Raw genomic sequence first — 21,399 nt, 5'->3', positions numbered from 1 at the left:
CTTATAGGTCGGCAAAGAAATATCAATTTTTCTATTGGCTCGCGGGTGGCTAGCGTAGAAAGCCGATAACGAAGCCGATAACAACGACGCGCAACCCGGAGGGCAGACGGTGTTCAAGAAGCTGCTAATTGCCAACCGCGGCGAGATCGCCGTGCGTATTGTACGAGCCTGCGCCGAGATGGGCATCCGTTCGGTGGCGATCTATACCGAACCGGACCGTTTTTCGCTTCACGTCAAGGGGGCCGACGAGTCGCACTTCGTCGGCGAGGAGCCGCTGGCCGGCTATCTCGACGCCCATCGTCTGGTCAACCTGGCCCGCGAAACCGGCTGTGACGCGATTCATCCCGGCTATGGCTTTCTCTCCGAGAGTGCCGACTTTGCGCGCATCTGCACCCAGGCGGGGATTACCTTTGTTGGCCCCAGCGCCGAGGTCATCGCGCGTATGGGGGACAAGACCGCTGCGCGTGCGGCGATGCGCGAGGCGGGGGTCCCGGTGACCCCGGGGTCGGCGGGCAATCTGCCCGATCGCGACGCGGCGCTGGAGGTGGCCGCCGAGATCGGCTACCCGGTCATGCTCAAGGCGACTTCCGGCGGCGGTGGTCGCGGCATTCGCCGCTGCGACGACGAGAGCCAGCTGAAGCAGGCGTGGGAGCGGGTGATCTCGGAGGCGACCAAGGCCTTCGGCAGCGCCGAAGTGTTCATGGAGAAGTGCGTCGTCGATCCGCACCATATCGAAGTGCAGATTCTCGCCGATGCCCACGGTAACGTGATCCACCTGTTCGAGCGCGACTGCTCGATCCAGCGTCGTAACCAGAAACTGATCGAGATCGCGCCCAGTCCGCAGCTCACCCCGGAGCTGCGCAGCTACGTGGGCAAGATGGCGGTGCGTGCGGCGGAGGCGGTGGGGTACGAGAATGCCGGCACCGTGGAGTTCCTCGTCAAGGACAACGAGGTCTACTTCATGGAGATGAATACCCGGGTCCAGGTCGAGCACACCATCACCGAGGCGATCACCGGGATCGACATCGTGCGCGAGCAGCTGCGCGTGGCCGCGGGTGAGCGTCTCGCCTTCCGCCAGGCGGATGTGGTCCACCACGGCTATGCGATCCAGTTCCGGATCAACGCCGAGGACCCCAAGAACGACTTCCTGCCCAGCTTCGGCCGCATCACCCGCTACTACGCCCCCGGGGGGCCGGGGGTGCGCACCGACACCGCGATCTATACCGGCTACACCATTCCACCCTATTTCGACTCGATGTGCCTCAAGCTGATCGTCTGGGGCATGACCTGGGAGGAGACGCTCGATCGCGGTATCCGCGCGCTCAACGACATGCGTCTGCAGGGGGTCAAGACGACCACTCCCTATTATCAGGAGATCCTGCGCCATCCCGATTTCCGCGCCGGCCACTTCGATACCGGCTTCGTGCCGGCGCACCCGGAGCTGCTCAACTACTCCGTCAAACGCAACCCGGAAGAGGTGGCGCTGGCGATCGCCGCCGCGATCGCCGCGCATGCCGGCCTTTGAGGCGCCGTGCCGACAGTCATGAGGAGAGAAACGATGAACAACGCCAAGACGACGCCGGTCAAGATCAGTGATGTCGTGCTCCGCGACGGCCACCAGTCGCTGATTGCCACGCGCATGCGCACCGAGGACATGCTGCCGATCTGCGCCAAGCTCGATGCCATCGGTTTCCACGCGCTGGAGGTATGGGGCGGGGCGACCTTCGACGCCTGCGTGCGCTTCCTCAAGGAGGATCCTTGGGAGCGCCTGACCTCGCTGCGCGAGGCGCTGCCCAATACCCCGCTGCAGATGCTGCTGCGCGGCCAGAACCTGCTCGGCTACCGCCACTATGCCGATGACGTGGTCGAGCGTTTCGTGGCCCGCGCCGCCGACAACGGCGTCGACATCTTCCGGGTGTTCGATGCGCTCAACGATCTGCGCAATCTGGAGACCGCCATGAAGGCGGTCAAGGCGAGCGGCAAGCATGCCCAGGGCACGATCTGCTACACCGTGAGCCCGGTGCATACCCTGGAGACCTATCTGGAGCAGGCCCGGCGCCTGGTCGACATGGGCGCCGACTCGATCGCGATCAAGGACATGGCGGGGCTGCTCACCCCCTATGCCACCAGCGAACTGGTGGCTGGGCTGGTCGAGGCAGTGGAGGTGCCGGTGCATCTGCACGCGCACGCCACCGCCGGGCTCGCCTCGCTGTGCCAACTGAAGGCGGTGGAAGCGGGCTGTCGGCATATCGACACCTGCAACTCGGCTTTCGCCAATGGCACCAGCCATCCCTCGACCGAGGCGATGGTCGCGGCCTTCCAGGGCACGCCCTATGACACCGGTCTCGATCTGGTGGCGCTCAAGGAGATCGGCGACTACTTCCGCGAGGTGCGCAAGAAGTATGCGGCCTTCGAGAGCGAGTACACCCGTGAAGATGTCAGCGTGCAGATCTGGCAGGTGCCCGGCGGGATGATGTCCAACCTGGCCAACCAGATGAAGGAGCAGAACGCGCTTGGCCGCATCATGGACGTGTTCGACGAGATCCCGCGGGTACGCGCCGATCTCGGCTATCCGCCGCTGGTCACCCCGACCTCGCAGATCGTCGGTACCCAGGCCGCGATGAACGTGCTCACCGGCGAACGCTACAAGTCGATCACCAACGAAGTGAAGCGCTACCTGCTGGGGGGGTACGGCCAGCCGCCGGCGGCGGTCGACGAGGAGGTGCGGCGCAAGGCGATCGGCAGCGAGCCGGTCGACGAGGGGCGGCCCGCCGACCAGCTGCAGCCGGAGATGGCGCGCCTGGAGACGGAGATCGGCGAGCTCGCCGAGAGCGAAGAGGATGTGCTCACCTTCGCCATGTTCCCGGACCTGGGACGTGATTTCCTCAAGGGCCGGCGTGACGGCACGCTGGTGCCGGAGGCGATCCCCGCGCCCAGCAGTGGCGGCGGCGAGCGCCCGGTCTCCGAGGGGGTGCCGACCGAGTTCGTGATCGACGTCCACGGCGAATCCTACGAGGTGCAGATCACTGGCGTGGGCAGCGGCAGCGGCAGCAAGCGGCGCGTCTACCTGACGCTGGACGGCATGCCCGAAGAGGTGGTGTTCGAGGCCAAGAACGAGTTCGTGCAGGAGGGCAAGAGCGCCGGACGCGCCAAGGCCAGTGCGCCGGGACACGTCACCACCTCGATGCCGGGCAATATCGTCGACGTGCTGGTGGCCGAGGGCGATAGCGTCGAGGCCGGTCAGGCGGTACTGATCACCGAGGCGATGAAGATGGAGACCGAGGTGCAGTCGCGCATCCAGGGCACGGTCAAGGCGGTCCACGTGGCCAAGGGAGACCGCGTCACCCCGGGCGAGGTGCTGGTCGAGATCGAGTGAGTGGTGGCGGCGGTCTCCGCCGCCGACCCGGGAAGCCCAAGACAAGACGNNGCGCCGTCTTGTCTTTCGCTCGGCCTGGCTGCGTCGCCACCAGCGGCCCGCAGCACATCGCCAGGCGGCGCCTGGCGCGCCGCCCAACTGGTGGGGCTCAGGCCTCGACCTGAATGATCTTCATGGTGTTGGTGCCGCCATGGGCGTTCATGTGGTCGCCGCGGGTGAGGATCACGTGATCGCCCTTGGCCGCCAGACCGCGCCCGACCAGCTCGTCGATGGCACCGGCGTTGATCTCGGTCAGCGGGAAGCGCGAGCTGTCGAACACCAGCGATACCACGCCGCGATAGAGCGCCATGCGTCGCTGGACGGCCGGGGTCTCGGCCAGGGCCACGATCGGCAGTCCCGAGCGGATGCGCGAGGCGATCAGCGGGGTGTAGCCGGTGGCGGTGAGACAGGCAATGGCGACCACACCGGAGAGGTGGTTGGCGGCGTACATCGCCGACAGTGCCACGGTCTCGTCGATGCGCGAGAAGCCCTCGTGGATGCGGTGCTTGGACTCCTGGGCGCTGCGCTCGCGCTCGGCACCCAGGCACAGCCGATCCATGGCGCGGATGGTCTCGACCGGATAGTCACCGGCGGCGGTCTCGGCGGAGAGCATCACCGCGTCGGTGCCGTCGAGCACCGCGTTGGCGACGTCGAACACTTCGGCGCGGGTCGGCAGCGGCGAGTCGATCATCGACTCCATCATCTGGGTGGCGGTGATCACCACCTTGTTGAGCGAGCGAGCGCGGCCGATGATGCGCTTCTGCACGCCGATCAGCTGGGCATCGCCGATCTCGACGCCGAGATCGCCGCGGGCCACCATCACTGCCTCCGAGGCGCGGATGATGTCATCCAGCGTTTCCGGATCGGCGACCGCCTCGGCGCGCTCGATCTTGGCCACCAGGCCGATCTCCTGTCCCGCCTCGCCGAGCAGCTCGCGGGCGTACTGCATGTCGGCCCCGCTACGCGGGAAGGAGACCGCCAGATAGTCGACGCCGATGTCGATGGCGGTCTTCAGGTCTTCCTTGTCCTTTTCGGTCAGCGCTGCGGCGGAGAGGCCGCCACCCTGCTTGTTGATGCCCTTGTTGTTGGTCAGCTTGCCACCCACCTTCACCTTGGTGATGATCTCGCTGCCCTGAAGGCGCTCCACCTCCAGCACCAGGCGGCCATCGTCGAGCAGCAGCACGTCACCGGCGTCGACGTCATCGGCCAGCTCCTTGTAGTCGCAGCCCACGCGCTCGCTGGTGCCCTCGTCACGTCCCAGCGAGACGTCGATCACGAACGACTGGCCCTTCTCCAGCTTGACCCCGCCCTCGGCCTGGAAGCGTGCGATACGGATCTTCGGTCCCTGCAGATCACCGAGGGCGGCAACCGCACGGCCCTGGCGTTCGGCGGACTCGCGCACCGCCTTGAGGCGCCGGCGGTGATCTTCCGGATTGCCGTGGGAGAAATTCAGGCGAACCACATCGACGCCCGCTTCGATCAGGGCATCCAACACGCCTTCGCGGTCCGTGGCGGGACCTAGCGTAGCGACGATCTTGGTGCGGCGAATCGGGCCGTGAAAGGCGTGCTGCATGGAGAATCTCCTGGCGACTGGGTGGTGCGTCCCGCGTCGACGTGCGGCGGCGGGTGCGATGACAGGTGGTTATTTTACAACATCGGCTGCGCCTTGTCCGAGACGATGGCGGCCGGCTGCCTCCGGCGGCGCGCCGTCTCGACCCGAGTGTAACGCGCCAGCGCGTCGAGCGACACGCAAGCAGAACCGTGCCACCCGATACTCGGGCTCAAGGCCTCGGCGGCAAATCCTGGCGTGCGGACAGATTCCGGCTAGGGTATTCACAGATACCGCCAGCGTGCCGCGCACTCGAAAGCGCCTGGATGCGGCGGTGACACATCGCTGGACTGGTGCTTGGAATTCGGCATCGGCAGCCCAATAACGCGGTTCCCGGCGGCGGCCAACGCCTCGTCGTGAAAGTCAAGCTACGGCTGGCGCCGTGCGGAGCGCTAGGGTAGGGTAGGCGGATTTTCCGGCCGCCTCCCCCTCGACCCGCGCCATCTCGAGCACGCGTCGACCGGAGCCGCCGCTATATATAGAAGAAGCAGGAGCGCTATGGGCAAGTCACTGGTTATCGTCGAGTCTCCGGCCAAAGCCAAGACCATCAACAAGTATCTCGGCAACGACTTCGTCGTGAAGTCGAGCGTCGGGCATATTCGTGATCTGCCGACCAGTGGCTCGTCCAAGCAGGCCAGCGATCCCAAGGAGCGCGCGCGTCAGGCTGCCGCGACGCGCAAGATGTCGCCGGACGAGAAGGCCGAGTACAAGAAGCAGAAACAGTGGGATCAGCTGGTGCGGCGCATGGGCATCGACCCCGAGCACGGCTGGCGCGCCAACTACGAAGTGCTGCCGGGCAAGGAGAAGGTGGTCGAGGAGCTCAAGAGGCTGGCCGACAAGAGCGACACCATCTATCTCGCGACCGATTTGGACCGCGAAGGGGAGGCGATCGCCTGGCACCTGAAGGAGACCATCGGCGGCGACGACCAGCGCTACAAGCGGGTGGTGTTCAACGAGATCACCAAGAATGCCATTCAGGAAGCCTTCAAGCACCCCGGCAATCTCAACGTGGCCCGGGTCGAAGCCCAGCAGACGCGTCGCTTCCTCGATCGCGTGGTCGGTTTCATGGTCTCGCCACTGCTCTGGAGCAAGGTCGCCCGGGGGCTCTCCGCCGGTCGTGTGCAGTCGGTGGCGGTGCGTCTGATCGTCGACCGCGAGCGCGAGATCCGCGCTTTCGTGCCGGAGGAGTTCTGGGATGTCCACCTCGACACGGCCACCGCCGACGGTGAGGCGGTGCGCTTCGAGGTGGTGCGCGAGAAGGGCGAGACCTTCCGCCCCACCTCCGAGCGCGAGACCATCGAGCGTATCGCGCCGCTGAGACGCGATGCCTTCACGGTCACCGAGCGCGAGACCCGGCCGACCCGTTCCAAGCCCAATGCGCCCTTCATCACCTCGACCCTGCAGCAGGCTGCCAGCGGGCGTCTGGGCTTCTCGGTGAAGAAGACCATGACCCTGGCGCAGCGGCTCTACGAGGCGGGCTACATCACCTACATGCGTACCGACTCCACCAACCTGTCCCAGGATGCGGTGGCGAGTGCGCGTGACTACATCCAGAACGAGTACGGCGAGCGCTACCTGCCCGAGGAGGCCATCCGCTATTCGAGCAAGCAGAACGCCCAGGAAGCGCACGAGGCGATTCGCCCCTCCAACGTCAAACAGCGCGCCGACGACATGCCGGTGGAGCGTGATGCGCAGCGTCTCTACGAGCTGATCTGGCGCCAGTTCGTGGCCTGCCAGATGGTGCCGGCGGAGTACCTGGCCACCACCCTGACCATCGAGAGTGACGGCTTCGAGCTCAAGGCGCGCGGCCGGGTGCTCAAGTTCGACGGCTACACCCGGGTGATGAAGCCGATGGCGAAGAAGGACGACGCCACCCAGCTGCCCGACGTCGACAAGGGCGACCGCCTCGAGGTGGTCCAGCTCGACCCGCAGCAGCACTTCACCAAGCCGCCGGCGCGCTATACCGAGGCGAGCCTGGTCAAGGAGCTGGAGAAGCGCGGGATCGGCCGCCCCTCGACCTACGCCGCGATCATCTCGACCATCCAGGATCGAGGCTACGTCAAGCTCGACAGCCGCCGCTTCTACGCCGAGAAGCTCGGCGAGATCGTCACCGATCGTCTGGTCGAGTCGTTCAACGACCTGCTCGACTACGGCTTCACCGCGCGTATGGAGGATCGGCTCGACGAGGTCGCCGAGGGGCACGAGAACTGGCAGAAGCTGCTCGATGCCTTTTACGCCGACTTCAAGCGCAAGCTCGACCACGCCGAGGGCGATGACGGCATGCGTCCCAACGAGCCGATCGGGACCGATATCGACTGTCCCACCTGCGGCCGTAAGATGCAGATTCGTATCGCCTCCACCGGGGTCTTCCTCGGCTGTTCCGGCTACAATCTGCCGCCCAAGGAGCGCTGCAAGACCACCATCGATCTGATCCCCGGTGAAGAGGCGGTGCCGGAAGATGCCGACGAGTCGGCGGAAACCGATGCGCTGCGTGCCAAGCGCCGCAACCCCAACACCGGCACGGCGATGGACAGCTACCTCATCGACGAGGGGCGCAAGCTCTACATCAGCAACGACGACGACGGCTACTACGAGATCGAACAGGGCCGCTTCCGCATCAAGGGCTACGACGGTCCGGTGATCGAGTGCGACAAGTGCGGCTCGGAGATGCAGCTCAAGAGCGGCCGCTTCGGCAAGTACTTCGCCTGCACCAATGAGGCCTGCGGCAACACCCGCAAGCTGCTCAAGAGTGGCGAGGTGGCGCCGCCCAAGATGGACCCGATCCCGATGCCCGAGCTCGCCTGCCAGAAGGTCGACGACCACTACGTGCTGCGCGACGGAGCCAGTGGGTTGTTCCTGGCCGCGAGTCAGTTCCCCAAGAATCGCGAGACTCGCGCGCCGCTGGTCAAGGAGCTCAAGGCGCACGCCGAAGCGCTGCCTGACAAGTATCACTTCCTGCTCGAGGCACCGAGCGAGGACCCGGAGGGGCGTCCGGCGCAGATCCGCTTCTCGCGCAAGACCAAGAGCCAGTACGTGATGACCGACGAGGATGGCAAGGCGACCGGTTGGCGCGCGATCTTCGAAGACGGGCGCTGGCAGGTTGAGGACAAGCGCAAGTGAGTGCCGTCGCCCGCACCAATCAGCTGCTCTATCAGGCCGAGCTGCTGCTGGCCCTGCCGGCGGGTGACGACGAGCACGCGCCGGCGCGGCGCATGGCGCTGGAGGAGGGCGCGCTGGGCCAGCTCGGGCTGGCCTTCGAGGCACTGCTGCGCGAGGTGACCACACATGCCCCGGGCGGAGCACCGGACTGGCGCACGTGGCTTGACGCCGCGGGCCAGCCTCAGGCCGGCGGCGACGCGGCGGCGCGTGGCGAGATCGCCGAGCTGGTCTGGCTCGAGACCCTGGCGGCGCGGCCGGAGAGCTGGTTGGCACTGCTGCTGGCGCGTCTCGTCGCGCTGCAGAGTGACGAGGGCGCGGCGCGACGGGGTGGGTCGCCGGGGCTGATCACCCGTGCCGGAGCGACGCCGCTGGGCGACGAGCTGTGCTGGTGCCTCGAGGAGTTCAAGGCGCTGTTGCCGAGCCTGCGCCAGGGCAGCCAGGAGTGGTGACGGCCCTGGGCCGACATGATAGCCTTATTCACTGACTGACGACCGGGGCTCATACCCTGGTCGTTTTTTATTGAGCGCCGTCTCCGGACGCGGATCCGGGGACGGCGCCGTTTCCGCATGCTTCATAAGAGCAGTCGTTATCGCCGTGACAGGAGAGAGACCGTGTCTGATACCGCCATTCTGGAAATCGTCGAACTCGCCGACGGCGAGGTGGTGCTGCGACCGGCGGAGGCGAGCGGCGAACCGCTGGTGAGCATTCGTTTCTCCGACGAGGCGCTGGAGCTGCTGCGCCGCAGCCGTTTCGACGTGGCGCGGGAGATGCTCGACCATGCCATCACCCGGACCCATCTGTGGGATGGCGAAGAGGAGGAGGCGCCGCAGGCGCCGGCGACGTTCCACTGAGTGCCGGTCGCGCTACTCCACCGGCCATCCCTGCCTGATCCTGTCTGCATGAGGCGTCCCCGCGGGACGCTGAACCCTTCCGCCGCGTCGGCGCGGCCCTGTCAGGGGGCCGCGGACGGCCGCCGTTTCCGCCTACTGCAGCAGTCCGGCGGTCAGGCCGGCAAAGAACGCGACCGCTGCCGAGACCAGCGCCACGGCCAGCAGGCCGCGTTTGCGCGTGGCGCTGAAGACGAAGAAGGTGGCGAAAGCGATGGTCATCGCCAGCGTCGAGATGATCCAGGCGATATTGGCCGTCGACATGAAGACTCCTAACGTGGGTGGTGACAGGCGTGGGCGCGCAGTATAGCGCGTGGCGCGCCTCGATGAGGCGTCGCCGTGTCGCGGATCTGCCGCGACCGGTCGTCGCGGGCCAGCGGTCGGTACAGTTTCCTAGCGCAGTTTGGTGGCGCGTAGTTCGGCCACCGCCGGCGGCGGCGCGAAGGAGTCGGCCCGGGCCAGATGCCAGTACTGCTTGAATACCGTGTGCTCGCTCTCGCCGCTGATCAGTTCGCCCGGTGCGAGGAAGCTGAACAGGCGGTCGTAGGACTGGATCTCATCGCTGGAGACCCGGCGAATGATGTGTTCCGGCCCCAGTTCGCTGGGGTGTTGCAGGCCCGCGGCGCCGAGCATTTCGGCCAGGGCGGCGAGGGTGTTGCGATGGAAGTGGTAGACCCGCTCCTGCTTGTCGGCCACATCCAGATGGCCACCGCGGCGTGGGTCCTGGGTCGCCACGCCGCTGGGGCACTTGTCCGAGTGGCAGTTGAGTGCCTGGATGCAGCCCAGCGAGAACATGAAGCCGCGGGCTGAATTGCACCAGTCCGCGCCCAGCGCCAGGGTGCGCGCGATATCGAAGGCCGAGGTGATCTTGCCGGCGGCGCCGATGCGGATTTCGTCGCGCAGACCGACACCGACCAGGGTGTTGTGGACCAGCATCAGCGCTTCGCTCATGGGTACGCCGAGACGGTTGATGAACTCCAGCGGCGCCGCACCGGTGCCACCCTCGCCACCGTCGACGACGATGAAGTCGGGGCGCTGGCCGGTCTCCAGCATCGCCTTGACGATCGCGAACCACTCCCAGGGGTGGCCGATGGCGAGCTTGAAGCCCACCGGCTTGCCACCGCTGAGTTCGCGCAGCTGACCGATGAACGCCATCAGTTCCAGCGGGGTCGAGAAGGCGCTGTGGGCGGCCGGCGAGACCACGTCCTGGCCCATGGGCACTTCGCGCGCCTCGGCGATCTCCGCGGTCACCTTGGCCGCCGGCAGGATGCCGCCGTGGCCGGGCTTGGCCCCCTGGGAGAGCTTGATCTCGATCATCTTGACCTGCGGCTCACGGGCGTTGGCGGCGAAGCGCTCGGGATTGAAGCTGCCATCTTCCCGGCGGCAGCCGAAGTAGCCCGAGGCGACTTCCCACACCAGGTCACCGCCGTGGATACGGTGATAGCGCGAGATCGAACCCTCGCCGGTGTCGTGGTAGAAGCCGCCCTTGCGCGCGCCGGCGTTGAGCGCCTCGATGGCGTTGGCCGAGAGCGAGCCGAAGCTCATTGCCGAGATGTTGAATACGCTGGCGGCGTAGGGCTGAAGGCACAGGCTGCCGCCGACGCTGACGCGAAAGTCGTGGTCCGTGATGTGGGTGGGGCGCAGCGAATGGTTGACCCACTCGTGTCCCGGGCTATACATGTCGAGCAGCGAGCCGAAGGGCTTCTTGTCGCTTGCGTTCTTGGCACGCTGGTAGATCACCGCACGCTGCTCGCGCGAGAAGGGGCGCTCGTCGAGATCGGACTGGATGAAGTACTGGCGGATCTCCGGGCCGATTGACTCCAGCATGTAGCGGAAGTGGGCCAGGATGGGATAGTTGCGGCTGATCGTACGCCGCCGCTGACGCACGTCATACACTCCCAGCAGCGCCAGGGCGCCGAAGATCACCACGCCCCACAGCCACTGCGGCGAGAATGCCAGGCCGATCAGCGATACGCCGAACAGCGCGAGAGTGGCGACGAAGGCGGCGTTGCGTAGGGGGACGCGGGAGAGACCCTTGGCGTAGATCATGCGAACATCGGCTCCTGGCTCATGGCGGTCGCGACGGCGTCCGCGCAAGGGGGCAAGGATAGCGAAAGCGCGCCCCTGCGGCTAACCACACCACCACTGAAGTAGAAGGAATTTTCGCTCTTGCGCCACTCTCGCTTCGTCATGCGTCTGCGCTTCTGGCTCGTGCTGCTGCACGTCTACATCGGCTGGCGGCTGCTGCCGGACCTCGATCTTGCGCTGCCGGGCGCGGCCCTGGCATGGGGCTATCTGGCGTTGAGTGCGCTGACACTGTCCTGGGTGCTGCGGGTGAGCTGGCTCAACGGGCGCTGGTTCGCCTGGCCGATCTCGCTGATGACCGGTGCCTTCTCGTTCCTGCTGGTGCTGACCCTGGCGCGGGATCTGCTGCTGCTGGTGCTCTTGCTGATGCCGCTGGCGTTCGGGGCCTGGCGCGAGGCAAGCGCGTGGGGCGTGGTGGTGGCGACCCTGGGGCTGAGCCTGTACGCGCTGTGGCAGGCGCGCCGGGTGCCGCGGGTGGTCGAGGTGAGGGTGCCGCTGGCGGGGTTGCCGTCGGCGCTGGTCGATTTCCGTATCGTCCAGTTGAGCGATCTCCACGTCGGCCCGACCATCAAGCGTCGCCAGCTGGCTCGCTATGTGGCCCGAGCCAATGCCCTGGGGCCGGATCTGGTGGCGATCACCGGCGACCTGACCGATGGACGGGTCGACGAGCTGGCCCCGGAGCTGGAGCCGCTGCGCGGACTCGCGGCGCGGCATGGGGTCTTCTGTGTCACTGGCAATCACGAGTACTACAGCGAGGCGGCGGCCTGGACCCGGGCCTTCGAGCAGTTGGGGCTGAAGGTGCTGGTCAATGCTGCCACCCTGATCACCCACGAGGGCGCGCAGCTGGCGGTCGCCGGGATCACCGATCTCACCGCCGGTCACTACCTTGAGGCGCACCGCAGCGACCCGCAGCGCGCCGCCGCCGGCCTGCCCGAGGCGGTACCGCGGGTGCTGCTGGCGCACCAGCCCAATTCGGCGCCGGCGGCAGCCCGCGCCGGCTTCGACCTGCAGCTCTCGGGCCACACCCATGGTGGCCAGCTGTGGCCCTGGAGCCTGGCGGCGCGGCGCGCCAACCGCTTCCTGGCCGGGCTCGGTCGTGAAGGGCGGATGTGGGTCTACACCAGCCGCGGCACCGGCTACTGGGGCCCGCCGATGCGTTTCGGTGCGCCCGCCGAGATCACCCTGATTCGGTTGCAGCGCGCCGACTGAGGCTGAGACCGCCCGAGCTCTCCGTCGTCGGCGGGGCGCTCGGGCGTCAATCCGATCTCAGCGATCTCAGGCCGCCTTGGCCTTGCGATTCAGGATATCGAGCAGGGCATCGACCCGGGCCAGACGCGCCTCCTCCTGCTCCATCTCGGCGTTGAAGCGCAGAGTGTCGGCGCCATCCAGCCGGTACTGATCCGGGTGGCGCTGGATCAGCTCGACCAGCGTCATCGGGTCGACCTGCGGGTCGGCTCCGAAGATCACCCGGCCACGCTCTGGTCCGGCCTCGAGCCGCGCGATACCCAGGCGTTCGGCGCGCTGGCGCAGTCGGGTCTGGCGGAACAGCGTCTTCAGCGGTGCCGGCAGCAGGCCGAAGCGGTCGATCATCTCCACCTGCAGCTCCTTGAGTTCGCCTTCGTCGGCGGCGCTGGAGATACGCTTGTACATGATCAGGCGCTGCTGGATATCGGGCAGGTAGTCATCGGGGATCAGCGCCGGCAGATTGAGGCTGATCTCGGTGCCATCGTCCAGCGGTGCCTCGATGTTGGGCGTCTTGCCGGCGCGGATCGCCTTCACTGCGCGATCGAGCATCTGCATATAGAGGCTGTAGCCGACCGTCTCCATCTGACCGCTCTGCTCGTCGCCGAGCAGCTCGCCGGCACCGCGGATCTCCATGTCGTGGCTGGCCAGGGTGAAGCCGGCCCCCAGATCGTCGCTCTGGGCGATCGCTTCCAGACGCTTGATCGCGTCCTTGGTCATCACCTTGGGCGAGGGGGTCAACAGATAGGCGTAGGCCTGGTGGTGGCTGCGCCCGACCCGGCCGCGCAGCTGATGCAACTGGGCCAGGCCGAACTTGTCGGCGCGCTCGATGATGATGGTATTGGCGCTGGGGACGTCGATACCGGTCTCGATGATGGTCGAGCAGACCAGCACATTGAAGCGCTTGTGGTAGAAATCCGACATGACCCGCTCCAGCGCACGCTCGGGCAGCTGGCCGTGGGCCACGCCGACCCGCGCTTCGGGTACCAGTTCGCGGATCTTGTCGGCGCTGGCCTCGATGGTGCGCACCTCGTTGTGCAGCAGGTAGACCTGACCGCCGCGCAGGATCTCGCGCAGCAGTGCCTCCTTGATCACCGCTTCGTTGCGGTTCTGGACGAAGGTCTTGACCGAGAGTCGGCGCGCCGGCGGCGTGGCGATGATCGACAGATCGCGGATGCCGTTCATCGCCATGTTGAGGGTTCGCGGGATAGGTGTGGCGGTGAGGGTGAGAATATCGACCTCGGCCCGCAGCTGCTTCAAGCGCTCCTTCTGCGCCACGCCGAAGCGGTGCTCCTCGTCGATGATCATCAGCCCCAGGTTGGGCAGCTTGATCGATTTCGACAGCAGCTTGTGGGTGCCGATGACGATATCGGCACGCCCCTCGGCGATGCGGGTCAGGGCGTCACTCTCGCCCTTGCCGCCGGTGAAGCGCGAGAGCATCTCGATCTGTACCGCGGTGTCGGCGAAGCGGTCGCGGAAATTGTCGTAGTGCTGCTGGGCAAGCAGGGTGGTGGGCACCAGGACCACCACCTGACGCCCGGAGCTGACCGCCAGGAAGGCCGCGCGCATGGCGACCTCGGTCTTGCCGAAGCCGACATCGCCGCACACCACGCGATCCATCGGCCTGGGGGCGGTCATGTCGTGGATCACCGCCTCGATCGCGGCCTGCTGATCCGGGGTCTCCTCGAACGGGAAGCTGGCGGCGAAGCGTGCGTACTCATCCCCCGGCATATCGCTGGCGAAGCCCTCGCGGGCCTCGCGTCGGGCGTAGATGTCGAGCAGCTCCGCGGCGGTGTCGCGCACCTTCTCGGCGGCCTTGCGCTTGGCCTTGTCCCAGCTGTCGGAACCGAGTTTGTGCAGCGGCGCGAGCTCGTCGCTGGCACCGGCGTAGCGCGAGATCAGTTGCAGGTTGTCCACCGGCACATAGAGCTTGGCCCCGCCGGCGTACTCCAGGGCCAGGAATTCGGCTGCCTGGCCGCCGGCGGTGAGTGTCTCCAGGCCCAGGTAGCGGCCCACGCCGTGGTGCTGGTGAACCACCGGCGAGCCGGGGCGCAGCTCAGACAGGTGGCGCACCGCCAGCTCGTTGTCGTCGGTGGCCTTGGCGCGCCGCCGCGACTGACGCACCACCTCGCCGTAGAGCTCGGTCTCGGTGATCACCGCGAGCTCGGGGTCGCCCAGCCACAGGCCCTCGTCGAGCCCGCCTTCGCCGATGGCGTAGGGCATGCTGCCATCGAGGAAAGCGTGCCAGTCATCGACGTGGGGCAGGCTCAGGTGGAGCGGTGCGAGCGCCTCTTCCAGCGCCTCGCGCCGCCCGCGGGATTCGGCCACGAACAGTACGCGCAGGCCCTGGTGGCTGGCCAGGAACTGTTCGAGGGTGGCCAGCGGCTGCTGGGCGCGGGCATTGATCGCTACCGCCGGCGGGGTCTGGGTGGCGCTGTCAGTGGCATGGCGGCTATCCGTCTCGGCGATGAACTCGAGCCGCGGGTGGCGCTTGATCGCGGCGAACACCTCGGCCACCGGGACGAAGGCCCGTGCCGGCGGCAGCAGCGGCCGGGTGGGGTCGACGCCGAGATTCTCATAGCGGCTCTCGATCGCGCGCCAGTGGCTCTCGGCGGCGGCGTACGCCTCGGGCAGTAGCGCGACCCGGGTGCCGGCATCGAGATGCTCGAACAGGGTGGCGGTCTCCTCGAAGAACAGCGGCAGATACTGCTCGAGGCCGGGCGAGGGGATGCCCTTGAGCGCGTCGACATAGAGCGGGCACTGGCGCGGATCGACGTCGAACAGCGTCTCGAAGCCCTCGCGGAAGCAGGCGATCGCGGCGCGCGACAGCGAGTATTCGTGGGCCGGCAGCAGTTCGATCCGCTCGATCTTCTCCTGGGAGCGCTGGGTGTCGGGGTCGAAACGGCGCAGGGTGTCGATCTCGTCGTCGAACAGGTCGATGCGCAGCGGCGCATCGGTCCCCATCGGAAAGAGATCGATCAGCGCTCCACGCATGGCGTACTCGCCGGGCTCGTAGACCGTCTCCACCGCGCGGTAGCCGGCGCGAGACAGGCGTTCGCGGAAGCCTTCGCGGTCGAGCCGCTCGCCAGTGGTCAGCGTCAGTACGCGGCCGGCCACGTAGTCGCGCGGCGGCAGGCGCTGCATCAGGGTGTTGATCGGCACCAGCACGATGCCACGGGTACCCTCCTGCAGCTCGCGCAGGGTGCGCAGACGGGCCGAGACGATGTCCTGGTGTGGCGAGAAACTGTCGTAGGGCAGGGTCTCCCAGTCAGGGAAGGGCATCACCGGCACCCGGGCATAGAAGCGCAGTGCGCTCTCCAGGCGCTGCGCCGCCGCCGTGTCGGGGGTGATGACCAGCAGCGGCGCGTCGTCGGCCAGGCGCGCCAGGGTCAGCGCCAGCGCGCTGCCGTGGGGGCGCTGGCAGTAGATCGTTTCACGCACGCCCTGGGGTTGTGGCGGCGAGAGAGGGCTGAATTGCGACATGGACCTTTCGCTAGCGGAATTGAACAAGACAGTGGCACGGCCGGGCTAGGCGACGGCCGCCGCGCGATGGCCCTTCATGATAGCAGGGGGCGGGCGTGAGCGGGACGCGGCCGCCGCTGACACGGTCGCCTGTAGTCAAACTACAACGCTTGCGACTACGCAGTGATTGCGGCTTGTCTCGTAGGTTACCGATAATGCTCGGGTTTTTGGACGAGCCGGGGCGCTGTCAGCGCCTTCCCGGCGATCGACGACGATGACACAGAAGAGAGACCCGGCCGTGAGTCAGCAACAGCTCGAGCACGTTTTTCAACAGTGGCAGGACAACGAAGCGCAGGCGGAAGAGATGATTCCGCTGCTGGGCAAGCTCTACCGCCAGTACAACGTGATCCCGTCGCTGTTCGGACGCTCGCTGATCAACCGCTCGGTGACGCGCATCCTCAAGAACCATCGCTATGTGCGCAAGGTCGAGGGTACCGAGCTCACGGTGGCGGATACGCTGCCCATGGTGCGCGCGATGACCGAGCTCGACCTGGGGCCGGCGCACATCGACATCGGGCGTCTGGCGGTGGCGTTCAAGCATGCCGGCGAGTCCGACGTGCGCGCTTTCCTCGAGCGTGAGCTGGCCGACATCATCGGTGGCCACGACGCCAGCGGCATGGGTGGGGAACCCCAGGACGTGGTGCTCTACGGCTTCGGCCGTATCGGCCGTATTCTGGCGCGGATCATGATCGAGAAGGCCGGCGGCGGCAACCTGCTGCGACTGCGGGCGATCGTGGTGCGCGGCAGCGGCGACGATCTCGAGAAGCGTGCCAGCCTGCTGCGCCGCGACTCGGTCCACGGACCTTTCTCGGGCTCGATCGACGTCGACCGCGAGCGCCAGGCGCTGATCGCCAACGGTCACGTGATCCAGGTCATCTATGCCGACGCGCCGGCCGAGGTCGACTACACCGCCTACGGCATCGACCATGCCATCGTCGTCGACAACACCGGCAAGTGGCGCGACCGTGAAGGGCTGTCCCAGCATCTGGCCGCCAAGGGCGTGGCCAAGGTGCTGCTGACCGCACCGGGCAAGGGCGATCTCAAGAACGTGGTGCACGGTATCAACCACGCCACGATCGGCGACGACGACCGCATCGTCTCGGCCGCCTCGTGTACCACCAACGCCATCGTGCCGGTGCTCAAGGCGATGGACGACGAGTTCGGCATCGTCCACGGCCACGTCGAGACGGTGCACTCCTATACCAACGACCAGAACCTGATCGACAACTATCACAAGGGCGATCGCCGCGGGCGCAGTGCACCGCTCAACATGGTGTTGACCGAGACTGGCGCGGCCAAGGCGGTGGCCAAGGCGCTGCCCGAGCTTTCCGGCAAGCTCACCGGCAACGCCATTCGCGTGCCCACCCCCAACGTCTCGATGGCGATTCTCAATCTGACGCTGGAGCGGGGCACCGAGCGCGAGGCGCTCAACGAGTACCTGCGCCAGACTGCGCTGCACTCGCCGATGCACAAGCAGATCGACTACGTCGACTCCCCCGAGGTCGTATCGTCGGACTTCGTCGGCAACCGCCATGCCGGGGTGATCGATGCCAAGGCGACCATCGCCAACGACAAGCATGCGGTACTCTACGTCTGGTACGACAATGAGTTCGGCTATAGCTGTCAGGTGGTGCGCATCCTCCAGCACATGTCCAACGTGCGCCATCGCTACCTGCCGGCCACCCCCTGAGGTGGCCGCCGCCGGCGCGGCATGAGTTAGACTTTGGTCGTAGACAAGTCCCGGCGCCGTCGGGACTTTTTCGTTATTGTGGGGGGAGTGAAGGGGCTGGATGAGTGGTCTTTCGGGGCCTCTCTCATTATACTGGTGCGCGTTTTTTGGCGTGGTCCGTGCCGCGCACGGGTCATGGAAGTCACCCTTTCTGATAAGAAAAGCATTCGAAGTCCGTGACGCTGTCTCCTGACTCCACGGCGCTACCGCGGTCGAGCGGGGGTGCCTCGGCGTCCGTCGAAACTCTTTCCTTACGTCAATCAGATTCGATAACTGGGCGAGACTATGATCGAAGTCAAACGAGGCCTGGATCTCCCCATCGCGGGGGCGCCGGAGCAGCGTATCGACGCCGGACGAGCCGTGCGTCACGTGGCGCTGCTCGGGACCGACTACGTCGGCATGAAGCCGACCATGGAGGTCCGCGAGGGCGACCGCGTCAAGCGGGGCCAGCTGCTGTTCACCGACAAGAAGGTGGCGGGTGTGCGTTTCACCGCCCCGGGCGCGGGTGAGGTGGTGGCCATCCATCGCGGCGAGAAGCGGCGTCTGCTGTCGGTGGTGATCAAGCTCGACGAAGACGAGCAGAGCGTGAGCTTCACCGCCCACGGCGCCGACGCGCTGGCGAGCCTGTCGCGTGAGCAGGTGGTCGAGCAACTGGTCGAATCGGGGCTGTGGACGGCACTGCGTGCGCGTCCGTTCTCGCGCACCCCGGAGCTCGATGCTGTGCCTGCGGATCTCTTCGTCACCGCGATCGACACCCATCCGCTGGCGGCGGACCCCAAGGTGGTGATCGATGCCGATGCCGAGGCGTTCCGCCACGGTCTGCAGGCGCTACGCCACCTGACCCCGGGCAAGGTGTTCGTGTGCCGCCGCGGTTCGGCGCAGCTCCCGGGCGACGAGCTCGAGGGTATCCAGGCCGAGGGCTTCGACGGTCTGCATCCCGCCGGTCTGGTGGGGACGCACATTCATCATCTGTCGCCGGTCGGCCTGCAGCGTCAGGTCTGGCATCTCGGCTACCAAGACGTGATCGCGGTGGGCAAGCTGTTCGTCGACGGCGTGCTCGATACCAGCCGTGTGGTGGCGATCGGCGGCCCGCGGGCCAACAATCCGCGTCTGGTGCGTACGCGTCTCGGCGCCAGCAGCAGCGAGCTGCTCGACGGCGAGATCGTCAAGCCGGAAGATACCCGCGTGATCTCGGGGTCGGTCTTCGGTGGCAGTCAGTGCGAGGGCAGTCGCGAGTTCCTGGGGCGCTTCCACAACCAGTTCTCGCTGCTCGAGGAGGGCAACAAGCGTGCCTTCATGGGCTGGCTCTCGCCGGGGCGCAATCGCCATTCGGTGATGGGCATCTATGTCTCCCAGTTCCTGGGGCTGCCCAACTATGCGCCGAACACCTCGACCAATGGCTCCGAGCGCGCCATGGTGCCGATTGGCGCCTATGAGAAAGTCATGCCGCTGGACATCCTGCCCACGCAGTTGCTGCGCTCGCTGATCGTCGGCGACATCGAGACGGCCATGCAGCTCGGCTGTCTCGAGCTGGATGAGGAGGATCTCTCGCTGTGCACCTATGTGTGCCCGGGCAAGTACGAGTACGGTCCGATCCTGCGTGACAACCTGACCATGATCGAGAAAGAGGCCTGACGGAGATGAGGATTCGCAACTTGCCTGATGTCCCGACCTCGTACGAGTACGGTCTCGTTCCGGGTCCACGTGACAACCTGACCATGATCGAGAAAGAGGCCTGACGATGGGTATTCGCAACACGCTCGACAAGCTGGAGCCTCATTTCGAGAAGGGCGGGAAGTACGAGAAGTTCTACGCCCTGTATGAGGCGGTGGACACGATCTTCTACTCGCCGCCCAGCGTCACCAAGAGCATGACGCACGTGCGCGACGGCATCGACCTCAAGCGCATAATGATCACGGTGTGGCTGTGCACCTTCCCGGCGATGTTCTTCGGCATGTACAACGCCGGCTATCAGGCCAACACCGCCATCGCCAGCGGCTTCCAGGCCATGGGCGGCTGGCGCGAGGCGATCACCCTGGCACTGGCCGGTAGCCACGATCCGGGCAGCATCTGGGCCAATTTCGTGCTCGGGGCGACTTTTTTCCTGCCGATCTACTTCGTCACTTTCGTGGTCGGCGGCTTCTGGGAAGTGCTGTTCGCGATCAAGCGCGGCCATGAGGTCAACGAAGGCTTCTTCGTCACCTCCGTGCTGTTTGCGCTGACCCTGCCGGCGACCATTCCGCTGTGGCAGGTGGCGCTGGGCATCAGCTTCGGCGTGGTGATCGGCAAGGAGATCTTCGGCGGCACCGGCAAGAACTTCCTCAACCCGGCGCTGACCGGGCGTGCCTTCCTCTATTTTGCCTACCCGGCGCAGATCTCGGGCGACAGCGTGTGGGTGCCGGCCGATGGCTACACCGGCGCGACCGCGCTCTCCAACGCCGCGCTCAACGGCATGGATGGCCTGCACCAGCAGTACAGCTGGCTGGACGCTTTCTTCGGTTTCATCATGGGGTCCATGGGCGAGACCTCGACCCTGGCGATCCTGCTCGGCGCGGCGGTGCTGCTGCTGACGCGTATCGCTTCCTGGCGCATCATGGGCGGTGTCATGCTCGGCATGATCCTGACCTCGGCGCTGTTCAACGTCGTCGGCTCCGACAGCAATCCGATGTTCGCGATGCCGTGGTACTGGCACCTGGTGCTGGGGGGCTTCGCCTTCGGCATGGTGTTCATGGCCACCGACCCGGTGTCGGCCTCCATGACCAACCCTGGCAAGCTGATCTTCGGTGTCCTGATCGGCGTGATGACGGTACTCATCCGCGTCGTCAACCCGGCGTTCCCCGAGGGCATCATGCTGGCGATCCTGTTCGCCAACCTGTTTGCGCCGCTCATTGATCACATCTTCGTGCAGGCCAACGTCAAGCGGCGTCACAAGCGCCTGGCTGCCGTGCTGCCCGCCGAGAAGGAGGCTGTCTGATGGCGAGCAACAACTCGATCAAGAAGACGCTCATCGTGGCATTTTCGCTCTGCGTGGTGTGCTCCGTGGTGGTCTCGTCCGCTGCGGTGGTGCTCAAGCCCAAGCAGGTGCAGAATCAGGAGCTGGACCGCAAGTCCAACATCCTGCAGGTGACCGAGCTCTACAAGCCGGGTGACAACGTCGACAAGAAGTACGCCGAGCTGATCACCCCGCGTGTCGTCGATCTGAAGAACGGCAAGTACGCCGACAATCTCGATCCCGAGACCTATGACCAGTTCGAAGCGGCCAAGGACCCGGCGACCTCTCGCACCCTGTCGGGTCAGGAGGATCTGGCCGGTATCGGGCGTCAGGAGAACTACGCCACGGTCTATCTGGTCGGCGATCCCGACGACCCCGAGCAGATCGTGCTGCCGATCCGCGGCCAGGGGCTGTGGGGCCTGATGGAGGGCTTCTTGTCGGTGCGCGGCGATGGCAATACCATCGTCGGGCTGTCCTACTATGATCAGTCCGAGACCCCCGGACTCGGCGGCGAGGTGGACAACCCGCGCTGGAAGGCCAAGTGGGATGGCAAGAAGATCTACGCCGACGGCGACTATCAGGATCCGAAGATTCATCTCGTGAAAGGCGGCGCCAGCGGCGAGTATCAGGTCGATGCGCTGTCGGGTGCCTCGCTGACCAGTCGAGGCGTCACCAACATGTTGCGGTTCTGGCTGAGTGACGAGGGCTTCGCGCCCTATCTCGCCCGGTTCCATGACGATTCCCAAGGAGGAGCGTGAC

14 protein-coding genes are annotated in these 21,399 nt (G+C 66.2%); 10 read left to right on the top strand and 4 right to left on the bottom strand.

From position 1 onward, the window contains the following. The first annotated feature begins 109 nt into the window (after positions 1-109). Both DOM66_RS16415 and oadA read left to right on the top strand, forming a co-directional pair. The gene (locus DOM66_RS16415) at positions 110-1,525 is read left to right on the top strand and encodes an acetyl-CoA carboxylase biotin carboxylase subunit (protein WP_110676710.1); all 1,416 of its coding nucleotides are present in this window, start codon (positions 110-112) and stop codon (positions 1,523-1,525) included. 33 nt (positions 1,526-1,558) lie between these two features. After that, positions 1,559-3,376, top strand: a complete 1,818-nt coding sequence (gene oadA, locus DOM66_RS16410) for a sodium-extruding oxaloacetate decarboxylase subunit alpha (RefSeq protein ID WP_110676708.1) — start codon at positions 1,559-1,561, stop codon at positions 3,374-3,376. 148 nt (positions 3,377-3,524) lie between these two features. Here the strand turns inward: oadA and pyk are convergent, their stop codons facing one another. Beyond that, the gene (gene pyk / locus DOM66_RS16405) at positions 3,525-4,988 is read right to left on the bottom strand and encodes a pyruvate kinase (RefSeq protein WP_110676707.1); all 1,464 of its coding nucleotides are present in this window, start codon (positions 4,986-4,988) and stop codon (positions 3,525-3,527) included. A gap of 534 nt (positions 4,989-5,522) precedes the next feature. On the opposite strand from pyk, the gene topA reads away from it, so the two are divergent. The 3 genes from topA to DOM66_RS16390 all read left to right on the top strand — a co-directional run bounded on the left by topA (position 5,523) and on the right by DOM66_RS16390 (position 9,034). Then, positions 5,523-8,144 (top strand): type I DNA topoisomerase, encoded by a 2,622-nt coding sequence (gene topA / locus DOM66_RS16400; protein ID WP_110690910.1) that lies wholly within the window; start codon positions 5,523-5,525, stop codon positions 8,142-8,144. Continuing rightward, a complete protein-coding gene (locus tag DOM66_RS16395; protein WP_110690909.1) occupies positions 8,141-8,632 on the top strand; it encodes a DUF6586 family protein in 492 nt (163 codons plus the stop codon). Before topA ends, DOM66_RS16395 begins: the two co-directional genes overlap by 4 nt. Before the next feature lie 162 nt (positions 8,633-8,794). Then, positions 8,795-9,034, top strand: coding sequence for a hypothetical protein (locus tag DOM66_RS16390; protein ID WP_110676701.1), 240 nt, complete (start codon positions 8,795-8,797; stop codon positions 9,032-9,034). 132 nt (positions 9,035-9,166) lie between these two features. Here the strand turns inward: DOM66_RS16390 and DOM66_RS19675 are convergent, their stop codons facing one another. Continuing rightward, positions 9,167-9,334: a hypothetical protein gene (locus DOM66_RS19675; protein ID WP_157958861.1), complete on the bottom strand. Its 168-nt coding sequence runs from the start codon at positions 9,332-9,334 to the stop codon at positions 9,167-9,169. A 129-nt stretch (positions 9,335-9,463) separates the two neighbouring features. Beyond that, positions 9,464-11,119 carry an FMN-binding glutamate synthase family protein gene (locus tag DOM66_RS16385; RefSeq protein WP_110690908.1) on the bottom strand — a complete coding sequence of 552 codons (1,656 nt, stop codon included), beginning with the start codon at positions 11,117-11,119 and terminating at the stop codon, positions 9,464-9,466. Between the two features lie 120 nt (positions 11,120-11,239). On the opposite strand from DOM66_RS16385, the gene DOM66_RS16380 reads away from it, so the two are divergent. Next, positions 11,240-12,364, top strand: coding sequence for a metallophosphoesterase (locus DOM66_RS16380; protein ID WP_110690907.1), 1,125 nt, complete (start codon positions 11,240-11,242; stop codon positions 12,362-12,364). Positions 12,365-12,430: 66 nt separating this feature from the next. Here DOM66_RS16380 and mfd read toward each other — a convergent pair whose 3' ends face one another. After that, positions 12,431-15,880, bottom strand: coding sequence for a transcription-repair coupling factor (mfd, locus tag DOM66_RS16375; protein WP_110690906.1), 3,450 nt, complete (start codon positions 15,878-15,880; stop codon positions 12,431-12,433). Positions 15,881-16,157: 277 nt separating this feature from the next. Here mfd and DOM66_RS16370 point away from each other — a divergent pair, with 277 nt between their 5' ends. The 4 genes from DOM66_RS16370 to DOM66_RS16355 all read left to right on the top strand — a co-directional run bounded on the left by DOM66_RS16370 (position 16,158) and on the right by DOM66_RS16355 (position 21,398). Then, complete coding sequence (locus DOM66_RS16370; protein WP_110676692.1) at positions 16,158-17,609, top strand: glyceraldehyde-3-phosphate dehydrogenase; 1,452 nt, start codon at positions 16,158-16,160, stop codon at positions 17,607-17,609. Between the two features lie 324 nt (positions 17,610-17,933). Beyond that, complete coding sequence (locus DOM66_RS16365; RefSeq protein ID WP_110690905.1) at positions 17,934-19,283, top strand: Na(+)-translocating NADH-quinone reductase subunit A; 1,350 nt, start codon at positions 17,934-17,936, stop codon at positions 19,281-19,283. 106 nt (positions 19,284-19,389) lie between these two features. Then, the gene (locus tag DOM66_RS16360; RefSeq protein ID WP_110676688.1) at positions 19,390-20,622 is read left to right on the top strand and encodes an NADH:ubiquinone reductase (Na(+)-transporting) subunit B; all 1,233 of its coding nucleotides are present in this window, start codon (positions 19,390-19,392) and stop codon (positions 20,620-20,622) included. After that, a complete protein-coding gene (locus DOM66_RS16355; RefSeq protein ID WP_110690904.1) occupies positions 20,619-21,398 on the top strand; it encodes a Na(+)-translocating NADH-quinone reductase subunit C in 780 nt (259 codons plus the stop codon). Before DOM66_RS16360 ends, DOM66_RS16355 begins: the two co-directional genes overlap by 4 nt. Position 21,399: the final 1 nt, after the last annotated feature.

The organism is Salinicola endophyticus, assembly GCF_003206575.1.
GTDB classification, from domain to species: Bacteria; Pseudomonadota; Gammaproteobacteria; order Pseudomonadales; family Halomonadaceae; genus Salinicola; species Salinicola endophyticus.
This window is presented reverse-complemented; position numbering and strand designations above follow the sequence as displayed.